The sequence below is a fragment of the Bacillus sp. CCNWLW194 genome, assembly GCF_037120585.1.
GTDB lineage: Bacteria > Bacillota > Bacilli > Bacillales > Bacillaceae_G > Bacillus_A > Bacillus_A basilensis.
Window position 1 is genome coordinate 236,640 of the sequence record NZ_JBBBBL010000007.1, and the last position, 22,652, is coordinate 259,291.

General features: G+C 33.0%; 20 protein-coding genes and 1 pseudogene. 4 read left to right on the top strand and 17 right to left on the bottom strand.

What is annotated here, in order from left to right; translation table 11 throughout:
* Window positions 1-4 precede the first annotated feature (4 nt).
* Both V7S50_RS17930 and V7S50_RS17935 read left to right on the top strand, forming a co-directional pair.
* The gene (locus V7S50_RS17930) at window positions 5-1,000 is read left to right on the top strand and encodes a zinc-dependent alcohol dehydrogenase family protein (protein ID WP_242254683.1); all 996 of its coding nucleotides are present in this window, start codon (window positions 5-7) and stop codon (window positions 998-1,000) included.
* Between the two features lie 491 nt (window positions 1,001-1,491).
* A complete protein-coding gene (locus tag V7S50_RS17935) occupies window positions 1,492-1,950 on the top strand; it encodes an epimerase (RefSeq protein ID WP_242254685.1) in 459 nt (152 codons plus the stop codon).
* Between the two features lie 262 nt (window positions 1,951-2,212).
* On the opposite strand, the gene V7S50_RS17940 is transcribed toward V7S50_RS17935, so the two are convergent.
* The 6 genes from V7S50_RS17940 to V7S50_RS17965 form a co-directional block, all read right to left on the bottom strand.
* A complete protein-coding gene (locus V7S50_RS17940; protein ID WP_242254687.1) occupies window positions 2,213-3,007 on the bottom strand; it encodes an SDR family NAD(P)-dependent oxidoreductase in 795 nt (264 codons plus the stop codon).
* 613 nt (window positions 3,008-3,620) lie between these two features.
* Window positions 3,621-5,318 carry a M4 family metallopeptidase gene (locus V7S50_RS17945; RefSeq protein WP_242254689.1) on the bottom strand — a complete coding sequence of 566 codons (1,698 nt, stop codon included), beginning with the start codon at window positions 5,316-5,318 and terminating at the stop codon, window positions 3,621-3,623.
* A 152-nt stretch (window positions 5,319-5,470) separates the two neighbouring features.
* The gene (locus V7S50_RS17950) at window positions 5,471-7,702 is read right to left on the bottom strand and encodes a putative mucin/carbohydrate-binding domain-containing protein (protein WP_242254690.1); all 2,232 of its coding nucleotides are present in this window, start codon (window positions 7,700-7,702) and stop codon (window positions 5,471-5,473) included.
* Between the two features lie 421 nt (window positions 7,703-8,123).
* Window positions 8,124-8,693 (bottom strand): 5' nucleotidase, NT5C type, encoded by a 570-nt coding sequence (locus V7S50_RS17955; protein ID WP_048525126.1) that lies wholly within the window; start codon window positions 8,691-8,693, stop codon window positions 8,124-8,126.
* A gap of 59 nt (window positions 8,694-8,752) precedes the next feature.
* On the bottom strand, window positions 8,753-9,856 hold the full coding sequence (ribD, locus tag V7S50_RS17960) for a bifunctional diaminohydroxyphosphoribosylaminopyrimidine deaminase/5-amino-6-(5-phosphoribosylamino)uracil reductase RibD (RefSeq protein WP_242254692.1): 1,104 nt from the start codon (window positions 9,854-9,856) through the stop codon (window positions 8,753-8,755).
* Entirely contained in the window at window positions 9,849-10,586 is a 738-nt protein-coding gene (locus V7S50_RS17965) for a GTP cyclohydrolase II (protein ID WP_242254694.1), read from the bottom strand. The genes ribD and V7S50_RS17965 overlap by 8 nt, the downstream gene beginning before the upstream one ends.
* A gap of 304 nt (window positions 10,587-10,890) precedes the next feature.
* On the opposite strand from V7S50_RS17965, the gene V7S50_RS17970 reads away from it, so the two are divergent.
* Window positions 10,891-11,208, top strand: a complete 318-nt coding sequence (locus V7S50_RS17970; RefSeq protein ID WP_001000102.1) for a winged helix-turn-helix transcriptional regulator — start codon at window positions 10,891-10,893, stop codon at window positions 11,206-11,208.
* A gap of 329 nt (window positions 11,209-11,537) precedes the next feature.
* On the opposite strand, the gene V7S50_RS17975 is transcribed toward V7S50_RS17970, so the two are convergent.
* From V7S50_RS17975 to V7S50_RS18000, 6 genes are all read right to left on the bottom strand, one after another.
* Entirely contained in the window at window positions 11,538-12,137 is a 600-nt protein-coding gene (locus tag V7S50_RS17975; protein WP_242254696.1) for a nitroreductase family protein, read from the bottom strand.
* Window positions 12,138-12,519: 382 nt separating this feature from the next.
* The gene (locus tag V7S50_RS17980) at window positions 12,520-13,593 is read right to left on the bottom strand and encodes a WD40/YVTN/BNR-like repeat-containing protein (RefSeq protein ID WP_242254697.1); all 1,074 of its coding nucleotides are present in this window, start codon (window positions 13,591-13,593) and stop codon (window positions 12,520-12,522) included.
* Window positions 13,594-13,998: 405 nt separating this feature from the next.
* Window positions 13,999-14,838, bottom strand: a complete 840-nt coding sequence (locus tag V7S50_RS17985; protein ID WP_242254699.1) for an aldo/keto reductase — start codon at window positions 14,836-14,838, stop codon at window positions 13,999-14,001.
* A 16-nt stretch (window positions 14,839-14,854) separates the two neighbouring features.
* Window positions 14,855-16,069, bottom strand: a complete 1,215-nt coding sequence (locus V7S50_RS17990; RefSeq protein WP_242254700.1) for an MFS transporter — start codon at window positions 16,067-16,069, stop codon at window positions 14,855-14,857.
* A gap of 582 nt (window positions 16,070-16,651) precedes the next feature.
* Entirely contained in the window at window positions 16,652-17,125 is a 474-nt protein-coding gene (locus V7S50_RS17995; protein ID WP_242254702.1) for a tautomerase family protein, read from the bottom strand.
* A 42-nt stretch (window positions 17,126-17,167) separates the two neighbouring features.
* Window positions 17,168-17,683: a heme-degrading domain-containing protein gene (locus tag V7S50_RS18000; RefSeq protein WP_242254704.1), complete on the bottom strand. Its 516-nt coding sequence runs from the start codon at window positions 17,681-17,683 to the stop codon at window positions 17,168-17,170.
* Window positions 17,684-18,189: 506 nt separating this feature from the next.
* Here V7S50_RS18000 and V7S50_RS18005 point away from each other — a divergent pair.
* Window positions 18,190-18,672 (top strand): VOC family protein, encoded by a 483-nt coding sequence (locus V7S50_RS18005; RefSeq protein ID WP_242254706.1) that lies wholly within the window; start codon window positions 18,190-18,192, stop codon window positions 18,670-18,672.
* Between the two features lie 153 nt (window positions 18,673-18,825).
* Here the strand turns inward: V7S50_RS18005 and V7S50_RS18010 are convergent, their stop codons facing one another.
* The 5 genes and pseudogenes from V7S50_RS18010 to V7S50_RS18025 all read right to left on the bottom strand — a co-directional run bounded on the left by V7S50_RS18010 (window position 18,826) and on the right by V7S50_RS18025 (window position 22,596).
* A complete protein-coding gene (locus V7S50_RS18010) occupies window positions 18,826-20,145 on the bottom strand; it encodes an aromatic amino acid transport family protein (RefSeq protein ID WP_001014166.1) in 1,320 nt (439 codons plus the stop codon).
* A 1,050-nt stretch (window positions 20,146-21,195) separates the two neighbouring features.
* Window positions 21,196-21,318: pseudogene (locus V7S50_RS34065) on the bottom strand (DUF3888 domain-containing protein); the annotation flags it as partial.
* A 72-nt stretch (window positions 21,319-21,390) separates the two neighbouring features.
* On the bottom strand, window positions 21,391-21,726 hold the full coding sequence (locus V7S50_RS18015) for an IDEAL domain-containing protein (RefSeq protein ID WP_199678148.1): 336 nt from the start codon (window positions 21,724-21,726) through the stop codon (window positions 21,391-21,393).
* A 127-nt stretch (window positions 21,727-21,853) separates the two neighbouring features.
* Complete coding sequence (gene saiR, locus V7S50_RS18020) at window positions 21,854-22,267, bottom strand: Rrf2-family transcriptional regulator SaiR (protein ID WP_242254708.1); 414 nt, start codon at window positions 22,265-22,267, stop codon at window positions 21,854-21,856.
* A gap of 194 nt (window positions 22,268-22,461) precedes the next feature.
* Window positions 22,462-22,596, bottom strand: a complete 135-nt coding sequence (locus V7S50_RS18025; protein WP_000573529.1) for a BA3454 family stress response protein — start codon at window positions 22,594-22,596, stop codon at window positions 22,462-22,464.
* Window positions 22,597-22,652 lie beyond the last annotated feature (56 nt).

A 22,652-nucleotide genomic window follows, 5' to 3' on the forward strand; every position in this document is an offset into this window, starting at 1 on the left:
ACCAATGAAAGCACAAATTATCCATTCTTTTGGAGATTCATCTGTATTTCAATTAGAAGAAGTTGCAAAACCGAAACTTTTACCAGGTCATGTTCTAATCCATGTAAAAGCAACTAGTGTAAATCCAATCGATACAAAAATGCGTAGTGGCGCTGTTTCATCAGTTGCTCCTGAATTTCCAGCTATTTTGCATGGTGATGTAGCAGGTATTGTTATAGAAGTAGGAGAAGGCGTTTCAAAATTCAAAACTGGTGATGAAGTATATGGATGTGCCGGAGGTTTTAAAGAAACTGGTGGTGCACTTGCAGAGTTTATGCTTGCTGATGCACGATTGATTGCTCACAAACCTAACAATTTCACAATGGAAGAAGCAGCTGCTCTACCATTAGTCGCAATTACAGCTTGGGAATCTTTATTTGATCGTGCAAATATTAAATCAGGTCAAAATGTGCTCATTCATGGGGCTACTGGTGGCGTAGGACACGTAGCCATTCAACTAGCTAAATGGGCAGGTGCTAAAGTTTTTACAACTGCTTCTCAGCAGAACAAAATTGAAATAGCCCATCGTCTAGGAGCAGACATAGCTATTAATTATAAAGAAGAATCTGTTCAAGAATATGTTCAAAAACATACGCATGGCAACGGATTTGAAGTTATATTTGATACAGTAGGTGGCAAGAATCTCGATAACTCCTTCGAAGCTGCTGCAGTCAATGGAACTGTCGTAACAATTGCTGCTCGTTCAACACATGACCTCTCTTCTTTACACGCAAAAGGACTCTCTCTGCACGTTACTTTTATGGCGTTAAAAATATTACATACAGATAAACGTAATGATTGCGGAGAAATCTTAACGAAAATAACGCAAATTGTAGAAGAAGGCAAACTTCGTCCATTGCTAGATTCTAAATCTTTTACATTTGATGAAGTTGCACAAGCACATGAGTATTTGGAGTCGAAAGAAGCAATTGGGAAAATAGTGTTGAAAAACGTTTGGTAACTAAAATCCGATAAAAATAACGATTGCTCGTTGCTAGAAAGTAACAGAGTAAATAAAACTCCTTTATTGCTAACATCATTTATCAAACTTCATGCTGCTAGCGATCATAGGAAGAATAGTAAAGTTACATAAAGGTCAATTTATGTAACTTTATTTATTTTTTTAATCCCCTCTACATGTATGTTACATACATGTCCAACGGAAAAGTTATTGATATATCTGAATTACGAAAACTTCAAATTGCTGTCCCTCTTCCATAAGAACCTATATATCTAAAATTTACTGTTGAACTATCTAATCCTTGAAAACCCCAGCTGAATCCAACTATATAATTTCTTACAGTTAAAATACGAAAATAACCCATATTTTGAGGACCTCAATTGCAACCCATTTTCTGAATAAAAAATAATATTAAATTCATTAATTTAATGTGATAGTATATGTTGAACTCTTCATGAGACTATCATTCATATTACTATTTAGGAGGATTTATGAGCAATCAAAATAATAATGAAGCACCAAATAAAATGGAAATCGTAGTCATGATTTTAGGACTATTTTTACCACTCTTCCTTCCTGCTCTTCTAATGCTAGCATTAGGGAAATGGATGCCAGATGAAATTGTATATTCTGGAGTCATGTCATTATTTATTCTGTCCATCGAGTTATTCATAGTAGCTGCTATTTTTACTAAGATTTTAAGTGTATGTGGATTACCTGAAAAGAAACTAGATGAATTAGGATTTTTAGGATTTACGATTTCAGTGGTTACATCATTCTTAGCTACTTATGTAGGATATTTTGGCATAGCTAAAGTTGAATTAACTTCGGTTCAACTATCACCTCATGGCATTTTAATTATAGCGATAGTATCCACAATTATCTTAACTATTTTATTAAAGGTTTTAGAGAAATTTGATAATCAAGACGAGCTAGATACAAATAAATAAAATTGCAAACTAAAAAGGTATGCTTCAAATAGAGCATACCTTTTTCTTGATTACCAATTTAACATGAGAGATGCCACAGCGCTAAAAGCTTTTCATCCTTTACAACAAGTCCAAAAATAACAGCCGGATTTTCTTATAATAGAAAATCCGGCTGTTTTCATATCGCAATTCGCTTTTTGTATATTTCCGTTTATAGATAAAATACAATTCACTCGTCTTACCATCTTTACCTTCAACAGAATATTATGTTGTTTTTAATTTATTAAAATACACTACGTACTAATCCCCCGTCTATTCGCAACGCGGAACCATTAATTGCTGAAGAAAGTGGACTACTTAAGAAAGTGACAAGATGAGCAATTTCTTCTGGTCGAATAAGTCTTTGAATGATAGAGGTTGGTCGATTCTCTTTCATAAATCGCTTCTCAGCTTCTTCTATTGTCAATTGCTCATTAGGATACAGACTATTTAACATAGTCTCCACTCCTTCCGTTAAAGTCGAACCAGGCATTATAGTATTAACAGTCACATTCGTTCCTGTCGTCAGCTCAGCTAAACTGCGAGAAAGTGAGAGTTGCATCGTTTTAGTCGCACTATAATGAGCCATTTCTTGAGATGGCATAATGGCTGCTTCGCTAGCAATAAAGATAACTCTTCCTTCTTTTCTTTCAATCATTTTTTTTAAATACGAGCGAGTGAGTCGAACACCACTCATAATATTGACTTCAAAAAATTTAAACCAATCTTCATCAGGGATATCAAAATATTCTACAGGTTCAAAAATTCCTAAGTTGTTAATAAGAATGTCTACTTCAGGGTACTTTTCAATCACATTTTGGCACCCTTGTTCTGTTCCTAAATCAGCTACTACGGGTTGAAGGATAGCATCAGGATACTGCGCTTGAATTTCTTTTATCGTTTGATTAACATTTTCTTCACGGCGTCCATTAATAAAGACAGTAGCTCCTTCCGCTACTAATGAAGTGGCAATTGCTTTTCCAATCCCTGCCGTAGATCCAGTAACCAGTGCTGTTTTTCCTTTTAATTGCATATGCATATAGATCCCTCCCAGATTCATGTGCTAGATTATTGACTATGTTGGAATAAATAATTACGTTTATATTGTGGTTCACTTCTCTTATTTTTAACAGAAAATAAGCAGATCCACCCTTTTTTCAAAAGAGTATAAACGAAAGTTATGTAGCTATTTCACTCTGTACTGAATTAAAAATCGAATTTATCAGCATTTTGATCTACTCGATAATTCTGATTCAAATCATTTTGCATTATTCTAATGTAAAAAATTACATCAACAGCAGAGTAAAGCTAAAACCAACTAGTAAATACCATTATGGTCCATATTAACTAGAAAGAAAATTACGCACTTTAAAGTTCCATAGGAACAAAAAAGTGCCCTGTATATCATAATTTCTAACTTTTTATATTTATTAGCGTAGTATCCTTTTCTATCATAGAAAAGAGTGTAAAATTACATATTCTTAAATACAATTATAGGATTATTTTTATCCTAATTAACTCAAAACTATATAACACACCTGTAACATAACATTCTAAAAAACCTTGCAGAAAAATTCTACAAGGTTTTTGTCTATGCATACAAATTAATCATTACATTAAAATAAAAGGGTTTACAATTCATCACAATAGTATTAAATATAAGCTGCTTTAAAGGCTTGTTGGACAGCTTGTACTTCTAATGAGTCTTTACCATATAAGTTCGTTGCTACACGAATACAAGCTTCTTTTAATTCTTTAAAATCAGAAGTCATATTTAATTCATCCGTATTTGCATAATAGAAAATATCAAACATTTTATCTTCTCCAATGCCTTGTACATTTACTCCATTATGATTTCCACCACTAGCAATTAAATAAGCTACTTTATTAATAATGCTAGAGTTCGTGTGTACACCACCATAATCATGGTCAGCATCAATAGGTAAATTGTTATAATGTCTATAATCTTCTGGATATCTAGAAGAGATAGATGATGGGTTTTTCATATCTCTAAATATACGACCTGATTGTTCCCCCATTGTCCAATTGAACTTTCCGTTATTAGCATACTTTTCAACTGCGACTCCTAAAATATCAGATAGAGCCTCATTAATGGCACCAGCTTCTCCTGCGTACTCAAGTCCAGACTCATTTCTTGTAACCGCGTGTGTAAACTCATGTCCTGCCACATCAAATGCTCTAACAATTGGATCTCCGTATACTAGCATAGCCCCATTACTAAATGCATTAAACCACTGCTTAGGATTTCCTATATTCTTACCATTTGTATTCCAGCCATGAACGACAGAAATTACTTTTTGTCCATTATTATCAAAGCTGTTTCGGCTATATTTTTCTTGATAAAAATCATATACTTTCGTTGCTAAATAATGTGCACTAACTGCTTTAGGATCTGTAAAATTTGTAGAATTACTTGTTACTAAATCATCTAAATAACCCCATACATTTCTTCTATAATTATTATAATCTTTATAATTCGCAGTATACGTTTCAATTCCCTTACCACGAGAATAATCTGCAAGAATGTACGTTCCATCACTTCGTTGTGTAATTCCAAATGTACGATTCATACCTAAGTCATCTTTTCCTGTTCCTGTTAATTTTAAAGGATCTTGTGATTTATTTGCTGTCGCAGATTGGACAATACTACTATCTACTTGTATACCCAATTTTTGAACGAGTTCTTTTAATAGATTACCACCAAAAGCATCAATTAACACTGTACCAGATACATATTCAGGTGTAGATGCACTAAAAGTAATTTGGTATGCGTTTGTAGCTTTATTTGTATTTTCATCTACATATACCACTTGTTTAATTTCTGGTTCTTCAATAAATGTGAGATCATCCCCATAAATGTTAAAAAGCTGTTTCTTTGCATCCTCTTCTGATAGAGTAATAGGTTGTTTCAAATCTTCCTGTTGTTGTAGATCTTGGGCACTATCCCCCGAAACACTCGTAAGTACACCATCATCATTAATATGTGCTGTTAGTTGATATCCGTATACATCACGTCCTTCATATGTTTGTTGAAGACGTACTAATGTAGTACCATCATAAGATTTACGACTTTGCGTAACATTATAATTAACTTTTGATTCAGTATTAACTTGCTTTGATGATAATGCTTGTTCTGTTTTTCCTTTTAGCGCATCCTTCGCTACATTTTCTGCCGATTTTTGAGAAGGTGCTGTTAAATTACCTGTTCGGAACGTATCTTCCTTTGTTTCCACTTTTAAATCTTCTGTTGCTGCATGTACTCCTCCATAGGGCATAATCGCCGATAACACCATTCCTGTAGTTAAACCTACCTTTACGAAATTATTCATATCCTTACTCCCTTATAATCGTATTATATAATTAAATAAATTTATTTTGGAATTTTAAGCATAGATAAAAATTTTAACTATAGTCAATCGTTTTTACATACCTCTACATACATAGTTTGCTACTTTTTTAGATTCAATTCATTTCTCAAAAATCACTCATTATATAAGCTATCTTTATATTTATTCATATACGTTATTTTTTGTGGTTCTGATAACATATTTATTGCCATCCACACATTCTTTTTCATTTCTAATTTTTGCATTGGTATCTCTTTTAAAACAGGATTCCTTATAATTGCCTCCATTTCTCTATCAATTCTTTGCATAAGATTTTCTTCTGGATTATTTTGCAAATAAGTATTTTTCAATCCCCATTTTGTCATTATAAATTCATTTGTTTTATTCATAGGATTGATAATAGTAGCTTTACTAGTTAATCGTTTTTTTATTTCATCATGATAGATTTTAATTCTATATCCTTCTTTTAGTGGAATGATATCTTTTACAATTGTTACATTTGTTCCTTCCATTTCCTTCGTATAAATTTTTTGACCTTTCTCATTAAACACCTCTATTGATGCATATTTTTCACCTGCATAATAGCTATGAGGCGTTTTTGTAGTAACTGTAAAAACAGCTCGCTTTTGCTCTAAGTCTGTATTTAATTCAGCAAACTGATCATCTCCTAATCCTAGGAATTGAATCGTTTCATTTACCAACTTGCTCACTTTCATTTCGTTAACATCAATAGTTAGACTATTATCTTTTTCTTTTACATAGACATAATACGAACTAAAATGGTACATACTATCCGTTTTTTCACCTGAAATCTCAACTGTATAAACTCCATTTGGTACGTCTTGTAAATTGATATCTGTTGTTTCAATTGTTTTTTCTTGAATAACTGTATTCCCTTCTTTTAATTTAACTTTTCCTCCTTTCAATGTATCTATTTCATTTGTATTTAAGTGGATATGCAAATTCCCTTTTAGTCCAAGTGAAGCAATTTGCTGATTCGTAACTATTTCAAAGTTAGAGTTTATCGGAATATCAGGATCAACTGCAGCTCTTGCTTTAACTAATTGTGATTCAGGCACTATATAAGCTAAAGAAGTAACAGCCGGATAACCTTTCACTCTATTCATCTCTATTTGTTTATGATTAAGCTTAAAGCCCCAGCTTTCAAAGACAGGTGTAAAATCAACTTGTCCATTCTCACTATAATGCTGATTCATTAAATCAGGTAAAGAATGGTCACCTTTTTTAAAAGCAGCATTGCTAGCTAGTTTTCGATAACCTTGATACATTTTTGCAAAAGCTTCATCACCAGCTTTTTGTTTCGCCATCGTTAAAAGAATGAGTTTTTGTCGTAAATCTAAGTCATCATAATTTTTATTTTCTTTCATTAAAGCATTGTATAAATTCCGTTCTACCTGTCCCTTCTTCCCAAAATTAAACAACCAACCAACTTGATCTGCTTTTTTGCCGTATTTACTATATTGATATTGAACACCAAATAGATTATTAGAAACTTCTCCTGTAAATATTCCCTGATTATCAAAACCAGCTTGGTATCCATGAGCGATTTCATGTAAAGTTCCCCAACTTAGTTTATCTAACCACATCTTTGTGCTATCTGTACTATTCGCTGTCCAATTTGCGCCATAATAGGCACCGCCAGCACCGGATATATCTGCTTTTAAGAAATAACGATTTTGACTTTTTTTATTTTCAACCGTTGAGCCATCTAACCCAATAATTGAATCATACATTGTAAAAATATCTTCATAATAAACAATTAACTCATCCAACGATTGAAAATCTTTTAAAGACCTTACTAACTCTTTATCTTTTTTAGGTACAAATAATTGGAAACTCTCCCCTTGAATTAATGCATACTCTCCATCAAATTGATCCCATGTATTAAAAAATTGAGATACATTTCCCTGTTGTTTATAAATTGGAAGAGGTTTAGTAGCACTTTTATTCTCTACTTGGTACTCAAGTATGGCGCGCTCTTCACCACCATACGGAGTATCTATGAAAGGAACTAAAGGCGTATCACCTTGAATGGTAACCCATTCATTTCCTACTTGTATGGATTTTTCATTTTTTGAGTCATTAGATAATAAGTGTAATGTTAATTTGTCTTTAAAATTAGGATTCGTTTGTCTTACCTTTAATGGTGTATTTCTCTGCAAGATTAATCCTAAATCTTGTCGATCATGATATTTCCCCTTACTTATGCCTGCCTGAAATATCCACGTAGGCTCTTCTAAACTAGTAATTTCTTTTACATTTGTTCGTTCATCAGCATGTAAGTGTATATTTCCTATGAGGAAAAACATTGTATACATTATGCTTATAACAAGTAACCTTTTCATTTGTACATCTCCTTTTCTATTTTTTATATACAAAATATAATAAAATCCTCCTCCTTCTTCACTTATAACTGTGGTCAGTAAGTTACTTATCAGTGTAATTATTATAGTTACATTAAATCGTGATTATCAATCATTAAATGTATGTAATTTTGCATATACAAATATTTAGTGTTCATTGTTTAAATATCATACAATTTCACACTTTTATTTCTTCTCTTTCAGACATAAATCAAAAAACACGAAGACTTTAAAGTCTTCGTGTTTTTTGAAATATACATATTGTTACACTTGTCATTGAATTCATAACTAGAATCTTTTTACTCATGAAAAAGTCAATTTTCTTCTCGATAATATCCATACCTAAACTTTTACAATTTATTAATTCTATGTCTTGCCTCTATTTGATTTTCTAGTAAAATCTTTACATATCTTTCTTTATAATATTTCCTAACTCTGTCCAACTTGTAATACGTGGGATATTGAGATGTTGATTGTAAGAAGTAGTTTTTGCATACACATTTATCGGTTTTCCTATTAACGTTTCTAAGACAGCCGGCTTATCATCAAAGAAATAGTTTAATTTTATTTCTTGTATAAAGTGAATTTTTTCTTCATCCTTCATTCCATAGAAAAAGCGATCTTCATGTACCGGAAAACCTTTTTCTATTAACCATTTTTTTGTTTGCTCACCATGCTCTTTAGGCCGCGCTGTTATATAGTATATTTCATGTCCCTGTCTTTCTAATTCTTGCAATGTCTCTACTGCATACGGAAACGGTGAACAAGAAGTATAATAAATCTCATCCAGCAAACTATTCCACATATGACCGCCTTCCTCCGAAGTCATGCCAAATGCTTCATGAATTTCAATTGTTTTTAAAGAATGAAATACATCCAATCCTACTTTTTTGTTTAATTTTTTATTATATAAATGAAAAGCATGCTGCCTCAAATCAATTAATGTATCATCGATATCAAATCCAAACTTCACTCTTCATCGCTCCTTTCTGCAATCCATTTATCGGAAAATATAAGTATCTTTTTTTCTCCTTATTTCTCATCTTTCCGATATTCTGGATAACCAATAAATCTATAATCTTTTCCAACCTGGGTAAATGATATATCCTTAAATTCAATTGCATCTTGCATTTTAGTAATACCAGTCCCCTCTACAAAGCTAGGCGCCAATCTGCCCCCAATAATTTTAGGTGCGAAATATAAAATAAGTTTATCCATCAATTCATTTTCAATAAACGAAGCATTTACCTCTCCACCACCTTCAATAAGCAGGGAGGAAACTCCTTTTTGCCCTAAAACATCAAGCATTTCATATAAGTTTATATGTTTTTCTCCGCTAGTAACAAATACTTTGACTCCTGCATTTTCTAATGCCCTCCTTTTTTCTGTTGCATGATTACTTGTTGTAAATATCCAGGTAGGAGCTTCTCCATCTGTAACAACGTGAGCTTCCATTGGTATGCGTAATGTTGAGTCCAAAATTACTCGAATTGGATTTCTTCCATTTGGAATACGCGTTGTCAATGATGGATTATCCTTTTGGACAGTATTCGCTCCTACTAAAATGGCTGCATTTTCGTTTCGTATTTGGTGTACTTCCTGTCTTGCTTCTGTAGATGTGATCCACTTACTATCCGATAAAGAAGTAGCAATTTTCCCATCTAATGTAACACCCGATTTAATCGTTACAAATGGGCGCTTTGTCAAAATATATTTATTAAAGACTTCATTCATCTTTTTAGATTCTTTTTCACACACTCCTACAAGTACTTCAATACCAGCATCTTGCAAAATTTTAATTCCACGTCCAGAAACAAGTGGATTTGGATCAAGTGTAGCAACTACTACCTTCTTAATTCCTGCTTGTACAATTGCTCCTGCACAAGGGCCTGTTCTACCATGATGAGAACAAGGTTCAAGAGTTACATAGATTGTACCGCCACGGGCTTGTTCTCCCGCCATACGTATCGCATGTATTTCGGCATGTGCTTCTCCGGCCTTCATATGTGCTCCAATCCCTACAATTCGATTATCATTTACAATTACAGATCCAACCAATGGGTTTGGAGTGGTTTGTCCCTTCATAGCCTTAGCATTTTCTAGTGCTAGCTTCATATATAATTCATGCTCAAGCATGTAAGTGCCCTCCTTCAAAATGTCCAGAACGTTGAATCTTCGTTTGCAAATATTTCTCATTAAACTCTGAGATATCCCCCCATAACGGTTCACGACTCGTAACATTTAATCCAGCTTTTTGTAACGCTTCTAATTTTTTCGGATTATTTGTAATAAGTTTTACAGGTTTTGAGCGTAGCGCTTTTAACACTTCAATTGTATCCTCATAGTTTCGAACATCATCTTCAAAACCTAGGTTTAGATTAGCTTCTACTGTATCTAATCCATTTTCTTGCAAGAGGTACGTCATCGCTTTACTAAACAAGCCAATCCCTCTTCCTTCATGATTCGCTAAGTAAAATAAAGCACCTGAACCATGTTCTGTAATCATTTGTAAAGACTGCTTTAATTGGAATCCACAATCACAACGTTTACTACCAAAGATATCACCCGTGTGACAAATACTATGCATACGAATTAGGGCATCTTCAGAATTCTCAAAATCACCATATACAAGCACACTAGATTGTTGCATATCAGCTAAATTGATAGATGAAAGTTTTTCAATAATTCCTTCTACACTATTTGTAACCTCACTACATTGCAACCAAGAATACCATTGGAAAACTTTAGTCTCCCCATATAAATTAATTGGCAATTTGATAGGACCTACTAAATAAATACCCTTTCCATCTTGATGTATAAATTTAATTTTATCTTCTAACATATGAATTGTATCTGTTGTAACCATTAGGTACCTCCTAGTATAGAGAATCTCTAAAAAATTCCCTTCCATCGTTATATTTTTTATTGTTTAACTTACACAACGTAAGTGTTTTTACAGATGATATTCTTTTTTCTCTCAGCTTATATGCAATATGTATTATTACAACTTTGGCCATTTAAAGAAAAGAAATTCACTTACATAAAACAACTTAGTTACTTTATGTAAGTTAGTATACAATCGTAATTAATTTACGTCAAGTAATTAATTATAAAAACATTTGTTACTAATAGTAAGATGTTATATAATTTATTTTAGGAGGTGAAGGAAAATGAATGATTCTACATTATGCCCTCGCTTTGAAAAAGGAATGAAATTTTTTAGTCAACGATGGACAGCACTAATTATTTACCAACTTTTCTCTGGACCTCAGCGCTTTTGTACGCTTGAATCTTCTCTTCCTGTGAGCGGAAGATTACTTTCAGAAAGATTGAAAGAATTAGAACTAGAAGGAATTGTCGAACGTAAAGTCTTTCCTGAGACACCAGTTCGTATAGAATATTCTTTAACTCAAAAAGGATTTGCTTTAGAAGCTATTATTCGTGGAATAGAAGAATGGTCACAGGAATGGATAGAACTTGAGGAATAGTATAAAAGCTTTTTCGTATATAGTTTTAAGTAATCAAATTACAGATACCTATGATTAAAACGCTAGTTTTTCAAGCATTTATGAAAACTTAGCGTTTTTTAATAAATAAAATGTAAGAAATAAAACAAGGTGATCAAAACGATCACCTTGTTCCTTTAAAGGTTAAAATAGTGTTTTTAACGCTTTTATTCATACATACTCGATTAATAAAAAGAACGAATAAACTTTTTTGACGAAACAGTTTTTTTCACAATACAGTTAGCTTCCTCCGCTATTTGCGAACAGTAAGACCACTACTAATTAAAGCTTCACTTTATTACATTTGAATATTACTTATGAAATTTCACACGCTCTTCAAGTGGTTGGAATTCTTTTTCACCTGGTGCAGCTGTTGGATTACCAAATGGCATTTGTGCAATTAGTTTCCAATTAGCAGGAACATTCCATTCTGTTTTCACTTCATCATCAATTAATGGATTATAATGTTGTAAAGACGCCCCTAATCCCTCTGCTTCTAATCCTGTCCACACGACTAATTGGTGCATACCTGATGCTTGGTGTGACCAAATTGGGAAGTTTTCAGCATATGCAGCAAATTTTTCTTGAAGCGATTTCACTATTGCCTCATCTTCAAAGAATAGTACTGTTCCATAACCAGCTTTAAAGGAATCCATTTTTTGTTGCGTTCCTGAAAAATCTCCATCTCCAACTACTTTTCTTAATGTTTCAGTTGTAATATCCCATAATTTATTATGAGCTTCACCTAATAATACAACTACTCGCGCAGTTTGCGAATTGAAAGCTGAAGGCGTATATTTCACAGCAAATTCCACAATTTCTTTAATTTTTTCATCTGATACTTGTACCTCTTTATTAATCCCATAGTAAGTACGTCTTTCTTTCAGTGCAGTATAGAAATCTTTTGTCATAATTCATTTCCTCCTAAGTTTTAATATTCTTCAAAATGATACATCTCGAAGATAATACGCGTTTAAATGAGTACATTTTTAAATCATTGAACTCCATAGCACCAATTGCCAGTCATTCTTAATCTAAACACACTGCTTCCTTCAGTTGACCTAAAAAACGTCTTATAACATCATTGATAAAATCTAGTCATCATTCAGTACTATTTTACCCATTCTCTATTCATGTATCCTGCGTGTTTCATATTTACAGAAATATGAACTGTAGACGTTAAATTGATGGTCAAAAAAGCCAGGAAGCGTTTCTAACGCATTACCTGGCTTAATACATTTTAAATTCCACTAAACATTCTTAATGAATAGTAGCTAATACTATACCCGTCACTTATTTAACGATTAACATCTCATAAGGATGTTGTTCCATAAATCTGTTCTCCCAAGGAATCTCTAATGACTTCCAATTTGAACCGCCATCTACCGACTGATAAACACCTTTATTACTAAATAAATAGAACGTTCCATCACTTGTTGCCTTTAATACTGGTATGATTGTTCCTTTAGGAGTTGGTAAACCTGCATTCATTTCTGTCCAAGACTGATCTTTTTCTTTCTTATAAATATATGATTCACAATTTCCATTATTGTAATCATGTGCTACGTGTGGATTTGACGATGTCGCAATAATAATATTTTCTGGATCAGTTGGATTAACTGCCATTTGATATGCGTAATGATGCTTTAGCCCACTACAAATATAGTTCCAAGTCTTACCTCCATCACAGCTCTCCGCATACTCATGACCTGGTTCTTTCAAGAATGAATCACCTAAAACCCCGTATAAACGATTTGGCACATTGCGATGTGATTTAAGAACGTGAATATCTTGAGGATAGTTTCCCTCTTTTTCCTCAGTCCATGTTATACCGCCATCTACGCTTTTAATTAATCCACCTACCTCAATAGTCGTATAAATGGTTTCTGGATTATTAGCATCAATTTCAATGTGTTTTACATGGTGTGTATATGTTCGTTGAGGAAAGAACCATGATGAATACGATGGCATTTGTCGATAATCAGTTAGCAGCTCAAAACTGTCCCCCCCATTTTTAGATACAAACATTGCGCTCGGTTCAGTTCCTACATATACGATCCCGTTACCGTCATCACCCTTCGCTCGAGATACAGAAACTGCTGTAATAGCTCTCATATGAATAGCATCGGCTGGGAACACTTCACCAAAGGAAGGTAACGTACCAATCGCTTCCCAAGAACTTCCTCCATCTTTACTTCTCCATAATCCCCTATCAAAAGTACCACAATACATTCTTTCTTGGTCGTATGGGTCAGAAGCTAAAGCAATCGGATTAGCACCTACAAACTGTGAGTGCACGCTCCATACTGAATCTTTTCTTTCTGCAATTACAAGTTCTCTATCAAACGCTAATATGAATTTTTCCATAACTAAAATCTCCTCGTTTCATAATATATCTACTGTATCATTTAAATTTTTGCCGTTACAAGTTATGAGATGACACTTATATGCTATAGCATATAAACAATAAATTTTATAAGCAATATGTGACTAAAAACTTACATTATATAATTTGTTAACTTCACATCAGTATGATGAACAAGATGTCCTGTTAACTCATATAAGTCCATATGCCACCTCCAAATAAATCGCCATTTACATGCTATAGCATATATAATATAGAATGCATTATTTTATGTCAAACATTAATACTGTTAATCAGTTCTTTAGATCGCCTAAAGTAATTTAAAAGTCATAATATAAACAGAAACATTTTATTGAATAGAAAATAAAAAAAGAGTGCAACTTTTGCACTCTTTTTACTCATTTTTCTTAGAAATCAAAGTTATCAGGATCTGGACCAACGCGGTGATCTTGATTTAACGCATCGATTTTCTCCATATCTTCTTTCGTTAACTCAAAGTTAAATACATCAGCATTTGCAATGATGCGGTGTTCTTTCGTTGATTTTGGAATTGTAATTACTCCATTTTGAAGATCCCAACGTAAAATAACTTGCGCTGTTGTTTTAGCGTGTTTCTCAGCAATTTCTTGTAATGTTTCATTATCTAATAATTGACCTTGCATTAGTGGTGACCATGCTTCCATTTGAATACCCTGTTCTTTACAGAAAGCTTGTAATTCTTTTTGTGTTAAACGAGGATGGTATTCTACTTGGTTGATCATCGGCTTAATTTCTGCGTCTTTTATTACATCTTGCAGATGATGGATTTGGAAATTACTTACGCCAATTGCACGTACACGCTTTTCTTTATAAAGTGTTTCTAACGCTCTCCACGTATCTTTATATTTCCCTTCTACAGGCCAGTGAACAAGATATAAATCTAAATAATCTAGTTTTAATTTTTTTAAACTCTCTTCATATGCCGCAATTGTTTCTTCATATCCTTGGTCTGCATTCCATACTTTTGAAGTGATAAATAATTCTTCTCTTGAAATTCCTGTTGCTTCAATACCTGCACGGATCCCTTCACCTACTGCTGCTTCATTTCCATAAATCGCCGCTGTATCGATACTACGATATCCTGCTTTAATTGCTGATTTAATTGCTTCTACAAGTTCTGGTCCTTCTTCTACTTTAAATACACCTAAACCGAACCAAGGCATTTCTACACCGTTATGCAATGTTGTTGTACTTTGTAAGTTTTTCATTTTATTTTCTCTCCTTTTATTTTACTTGATCTCGTTTTTCTAATGACATACTCCACGCCGTTAAAATAACAGCACCTACTACCATAATGCCGCCTACCCAAGCTGTATGAATTAACCCTAACGAGTTCGTTACAATACCGCCTAAATAAGCACCAAGAGCAATCCCAGCATTAAACGCCGCAATATTAATTGCCGATGCAACATCGACAGCACTCGGTACAAATCGTTCAGCTAACATTACGACATATACTTGTAACCCTGGAACATTCATAAATGCGAATAGTCCCATGAAAATAATTGTAATTAGCCCAGCTACTTTAAATGGCGCTGTAAATGTTAAAACAAATAATATAATCGCTTGAATAAAGAACATGTAAAATAGCGCTCGAATTGGATTATGGTTCGATAATTTACCGCCAATCACATTCCCTATCGCGATTGCGATTCCATACACTAATAAAATGATAGTAACTGTATTAGCTTTAAATCCTGTTACTTCTTGTAATAACGGAGATAAATACGTAAATGTTACGAATGTACCACCGTATCCAAGTGCAGTAATGATGAAAACAAGTAACAGTCTTCCGTTCGTGATCAGTTTAAATTGATCGCGGAATGATACAGACGTACCCTTTTTCATATTAGATGGAATGAGAATACTATTTGCAATTAAGGCAATAATTCCAATTACTACAATTGCTAAAAATGATGTTCTCCAGCCAAATTGTTGACCAATAAATGTTCCAATTGGTGCCCCTGTAATAGTCGCAACTGTTACACCAGTAAACATAATTGCAATCGCGCTAGCACGTTTATTTTCTGGTACAAGTGCCGCAGCAATCGTTGAACCAATTGACATAAACACACCATGTGAAAGTGCAGACACAATTCTCGCAATAAGTAATACAGTGAAGCTTGTTGAAACAGCCGCGATCCCGTTACCAATAATGAAAATAACCATAATCCATATTAATAACGTTTTTCGTGACATATTAGCTGTTAATGACGTTAATACTGGAGCACCAAATGCTACGCCTAACGCATATAAAGAAACTGTTAAACCAGCTGTTGTCACCGATACATGTAAATCTTCCGAAATAGATGGTAATAAACCGACACTAACAAATTCAGTTGTCCCAATCCCAAACGCACTAATTGCTAGCGCTAATAACGCAAATATACTTCTTCGATTCGTCTGAACTTCTGAAGACGATGCTGTATATGAATTCAATTAAGTTTCCCCTCTTCCCTATAATTCCTATCATAATAGTGCGATAAAAAGGCCCTTTTATCTTTTAAAAAATACATTTAATCTCTACAAACACTATTATGAATGGTTTCATTCTCTTTTTATAGAACGCACTTTAAAGTACTATAGGTACTTCTTAGTACCGTACTTCTCGCTCTTCTCTCACATGTACTATTATGAAATACAATTAACATAATGAATAGTACGTACTTTAAAGTGCTGTAGGTACTAAAAAGTAACATAGTTAATTACTAGTACCGTAAAGCTTGTTTCTCTCTTACATGTGCTATTATGAATGATAATCACCCTAATAAAAAGTACGTACTTTAAAGTACTATAGGTACTAAAAAGTAATATTTACATAACCTAGCTTATTTTGCTCAAAAATTGACATCTACATTCAACGAAGAAAGGTAGCATATAAAGAAACACACTCTTCCTAGAGAGGCGACTTTAGAGGGTATTACTTGAAAAGTAAAGAATCATATTCATTACCGCAGACAAATAACAAAAAAGGCAAAAACGAACAGAAATATGTTCATTTTTGCCTTTTTTATTTAATCATTAAAATGTACGACTTTTGGAAAGAAAGTCTTTATCGGCTCCTGTTACACCGCTTTGTCCCCAGTTTCCTGGAATCATTTCACGAATAAGAATTAGCACTTTATCCAAAGGTGCATGTGTATATTTAGAGGTTAATTGTGTAAGTTCATTTACCCACTTATCCTTTGTCTCTTGATCAAATGTATTCCATATATCGATCTTAATGATAGCCATTCCATCAACGTTACGATCCGGTGTATCATAAGACTCTTTTGTTTCCCAATTGGACACCCTACTTTTCTCAGCAAAGGTAGCATCACTTGCTACAGCTCCAGCCTTCCCCCAATTTTCTTTCTCAAGTTCCGTGATCAACACTTGAATTTTGTCAGGGACAATTTTTAATCGTTTTATTGTAAGTTCAGTTACTTCATAAATAAATTCCTTTTTTTCTTCTGTTGACATCGTTGGCCAAGTATTTAGCTCAATTAATGGCATAGTATTGCCCCCTAAAATTAATTATCTATTCACTAGCTACAGCTATTGATTCAAATGATTTTTAACTGCTCTTATTACCAATTCGTGATCTTCTTCTGGCGGCAATCCTGAAACTGTTATCATTCCAATAACCCCTACGTTTTTTATTCTGATAGGAAAGCATCCACCAAACGCAGCATATTCCGAAGTATCTAAAAGATATTTTTCATTATATGAGATTCCAGTTATTTCACTTTGTATCTGCATATAATACGAGCTATGATCATGCAGGGAAACAACTCGTTTTTTACGCTCAATCCATTTCGTATTTTCCTCATTTGTCCCTGTCATCTTGAAATGAAATAATTGCACACCGTTTTTTGTTATATCAACAGCAATTAATTTTCCCTCTCGCTTTGCTGTTTCAACAATAAATAAACCTAATTGCAAGGCATCTTCATTTGTAAAAGAGGAAAATTGAAGTGTTTCCTCCTCTTTTACAATTTGTTTACTAATTTCATTCAAATTTGAAGTACTCATATCTTTAACCTCCATAATCGTTTTATGCCACTCTAGCATTTCGAGAAATTATTGAATTCTAAAGTATCAATTCAATCAATCTAAATCTAAATAAACTGCTGTAAAATCAAGTAGCTAGTACCGTAAAGCTCATTTTCTTCTTACAGGTGCTATTATGAATGATATTCAGGGTGATAAAAAGTACGCACTTTAAAGTGCTATAGGTACTTTAAAGTACTTTTCTACTCATCCTCCTCTTACAGAGACTATTATGAAATATATTTAACTTATTAAAAATGTATGTACTAATGAATAATATTTTTAATAACAAACTTTTTTGCTCAATGGTTGTAATTCAAATTCATCATTTTTTTATTAAGACAAACGAAAAATAAAAAGAACCTAGCCGATACTAGATTCTTTTTTAATCAAAAAACACTCTTATATTTCTCGTGTCTCGTTACAAAATACTTAGAATAGAACTTCTACTAAAGGCTCATTTTAATTACAGTAAAAGATTGGTGAAACGAATACATTACACCACCTAAAAATAGGAGGCAACAAAAATGAGTGAAAAAACAGCAGGCTTTTCACAAGTAAATCATGTTGGAATTACAGTAAGTGATTTAGAAAAATCTATCGTTTTTTACGAAGCATTAACAGGTAAGAAAGTATCAAACATCGATGAAATTGGCGGAAAAAGAATGGCGCAAACTCAAGGACTTGAAGATACTCGTATTAAATATGCCAACCTTCACTTAGACAATTTAAATATCGACATTCTAGAATATATTGTTCCTAAATCAGATAAAGCCTCTTACTCAAATGATCAAATTAGTGCGATGCATCTTTGTTTTGAAGTAGAAGATATTGATGCCGCTGTAGAACGTCTAAAAGCAATTGGAGTAGAACCAGATGGAGATCCAATTGTCTTTCAAGAAGAAGACGGCTTGAAATCTGGATTTGGTACAGGAGTTGCCTACTTCCGTGATCCAGATGGTACTAATTTAGAGCTAATTGCTCCAAAAGGTCCATTTAGACGTGAATAGTGAAAATAAATTAATACCGAAGCAGCCACCTTATCTGAAAGGTGGCTGTTTGTTAATAGATTGAATAAAAAAGGACAAACTCTCCAACGTGAGAAGTTTGTCCAAAAAGTTTTTCGTATCCACTATTTTTACACTAAAACTAACAATCGTGAATTAGAATAATGACTTAATACTTGCTAAAACAGTAAGGACACCTACAATAATAACAAATACGTTGCTCATTTTCCCTTTGTATTTAGCTAGTACCGCTACTTTATTGATTGCATACATCGGTAATAGACATAAGATAGCAGCAACTAATGGACCGCTAAGTGAATCAATAATTCCAAGAATACTTGGATTTGCATAAGCAACATACCAGCATGTTAATACGACAAAAGTAAGGATTATTGTCTTAATTGTTTTTTCTTCTATATCTTTTCCACGTGTTTTACCAAACTTCATAATCACGTCACGCATTACCTCATATGCTCCGATATAGTGACCAAGGAAAGACTTTGTAATAGCCACAAAAGCAATGATAGGAGCTGCAATAGTGATTACAGGCGAATTAAGCTCATTAGCAAGATATGAAAGGATTGATAAGTTCTGCTCTTTTGCCATTTTAATATCATCTGGAGTCAAACTCAATGTACTGCTCCAGACGAAGAACATAACAACCGCAAATGTCATGATATAACAAACCTTTTGTATTTGCGCACATTTAGCATCAGTGGCTTCGATACCATACGTAGCTCTCTGTTTCACAACAAATGATGAAATCATAGGTGAATGATTAAATGAGAATACGATGATTGGTAGAATCATTAATATCGTTCCAAAATATCCTGTTCCCGTTGAAGCAGTAGAAACAGCTGAAAAACTAAGCATTGACGTATTCCACTGTGGAATTAAAGATATTGCGATAAAAAGTAGAGAAGCTATGAAAGGATACACTAGCATACTCATTACCTTTACAGTAATATCTTGACCAAAATTCAGTATAGCGATAAGACCAAGAACTAATACAAGTGATAAAATAGCCCTTGGAGGTTCTGGCATGTGCAATTGATGCACGATAAAACTACTTGCAGTATTTGTAAGCGCAACCGAATACATTAGTACGATTGTATAAATTGAACCGAAATATACGATGTTAAAAATGATACTCGCTTTATTTCCGAAATACTCTCTAATTGTACCTGTGATCCCCTCATCAGCAGAATTAGAAGCGTATATCATTTTAGCAAGTGCCCTATGTGAGTAGTACATAACTGGATATGCAAGTAATGTAATTAGTAGTAAAGATAATAAACCACCTGAACCTGCATTAATCGGTAAAAAGAGCACCCCTGCTCCAATTGCAGTTCCAAATAGACTCAATGCCCATGTAGTATCCTGCTTATGCCACTTTTTCGGATCTGCATATTGCTCATTTTTTAGTGCGGTATTTTCAGCTTGAACTTCTATTTTCTTTGCAGTATTCCCGTTCATATAATAACTCCCCCTTGTATCTATTCTTGCATCTCCCTTTTTAGCTAACGAATATTTTCCTTTTTTGGAAAATGAATTCCTTACAAGTTGCCCCACATTGCATGTCCTTCATCATAATAAATCCAAATTGAAACATTCGCTAGTTAGCGTCCTAATATAATTGTTAGCGTTCACAAAAAAGTTTACTCGTAATATCCGCTCTTTATATAAAGACCCTTAAGAGAACAATATAGAATAGACTTCATAAATACGTTGCAACATTTCTAATAACAGTGTATTACTTTAATGGTTTCTCTTTTTTACTTTTAACAGTAAATTTAGCTAAACCGGCCTCTCTTAATTTGCGAGGCATTTCTTTCTCAATTCTATACATCACTTTAATAACTTCGGCAGCATTTATGGTATTGATTACACAAGCCACTGAAGCACTTTACATACATTTCGCCTCTAATCACACACCTTTCTTACTAATAATCGCATTTTTTATATTTTCTCCAGAGATAATAAAATTTCTCTCGACGCCCTCATTATAACGTGTATATTTATAAAATTAATATTTTTATATTTTCAGAAATATTTAATAGGTATAATTTTATATGGATAATAATTTACAGTTAGTACGCAACCCTTGTTCCTATCACTTAAAATTGAATTAATTAGCATAAAATACAATAATATATTACTTATTCAAGTTACTCATCATACAGATATTTATATCCTTATTTGTCAAAAAATTTTATTTCAAACTAGAAAAGATATTCTAATAAACAATTAATGTAATTAAAAATAAATATCGTTTTGAATGTATAAACCATTTTTTAGGATATATATTATCTCTATTGCATTGATATACATTTTTAGGAAGATACGTTTTTTACTTTATGGCAATAAGAGACCACTAACACTTAAAAAAACTACGCTAAACGAAAAAAAATAAAATAAGCTACCCATATCAGGCAGCTTATTTACATAATAATCATTATCAGGAGTGTGCAAACACCTCAATACAATGTCATCTTAATTCTAGTTTTTTTAACTCTTCTTCAGGAATATCTCTATGTCAAAGTTTACGTTTATATTATTTTCCTTTTTTACAATTGCCTGAACAGAAATACAGGGTAATATAAAACTAAGAAAACACATAATGCTAACCATTGTTAGTCTTATTTCCATAACATCAATCCTCTCTTTTAATAAGATGCAACAAAAGAGAGGATTTTATTGATTATTGCACAACCTAACAAATTAAAACCCCTCATTAACTAACTCTTTGATCGAGTTTAATTTTGAAGAAAGCTCGATAAACCATTCTTCGTCTCCTGTTAATAATGCAAGGTCTATAAGATAAAGGATTTGCTCCTTATTTATTACCTTTGATTCAGGGAGCTTGTTAACATGTTTACTAAAGAGTAAAATCGCTTCGTTTATTGTGTACTTGTCGTCACGTTTCACTATACTAACTGTAACTACATCTTCCGCTTCATCAAGTGATACAATGTAACCAACTATGAATTCACCCTCATTTGATACTCCTCGAACCCAATCTCCTACTTTTAAAACATGATTATTATTTGACATCATACTTTTTCACCTTCTTACAAATTATTTTTAATGACGATAAACAAGAAATAAAAAACAAAATTAAACTGTAATATTTTCTATTACATTTAATTTTTAAAAACTTACGACTATATAACATTTAAGCCGTTTAACGTTCTTGATTGATAAGATCAACAATTTCTTGCATTGTATAGTTCTTTAAGTATTCACCTAGATGTTCTTCCGCACCTAAAAAAATAGTGAAGAGAACTTTTTGCATATTCAAACCTACAATACACTGATCATTTGATTCCGGACACTTAGGTTGCAACGCACCTTCAGAGGTTATTTGATAAATATGCCAGAGGTTAACTTCACTTAAATCCCGAGCAAAAATAAAACCTCCACCAGTCCCCTCTTTTGATTGAATAAACTTATGTTTTTTTAACAAACTTAGCACTTTACGAATGCGTACTGGGTGAACACCTGCACTTTCTGAAATAGCATTACTTGTTGACATTCGGTCTGGCTGTAGAGCTAAATAAGTTAAACTGTGAATGGCCAAGGTAAAGTCGCTGCTCATGGTTTTCCTCCTACGATAAAGAATAATGTTTCTGGCATGTTAACTTACTGTAGCCATAAATATTACAGATACGTTAGTCGAACATTAAAATATATAAAATTCATTCTAATCATGAAGAAATAAATTCTTTTATATTCTATCCGAACTCACCTATATCCCATAACTCCATTTCGCTTTTTAAATTAAAAATACATTTAAAGACTCCATTGTTTCTTCACTTGCTCTTCTGCCAACTGTTTGATTTTTGTCCATATCGTATCTTTATTCACAATAACATTTGTTTGATAATTTCTATCGTTATAATTAACTGTAACGCATACTTCTATCATTTTTTGCTTCCTCCTTTCAAAAAATTTTTTTATATTTAATCGCTGACAAATATTAG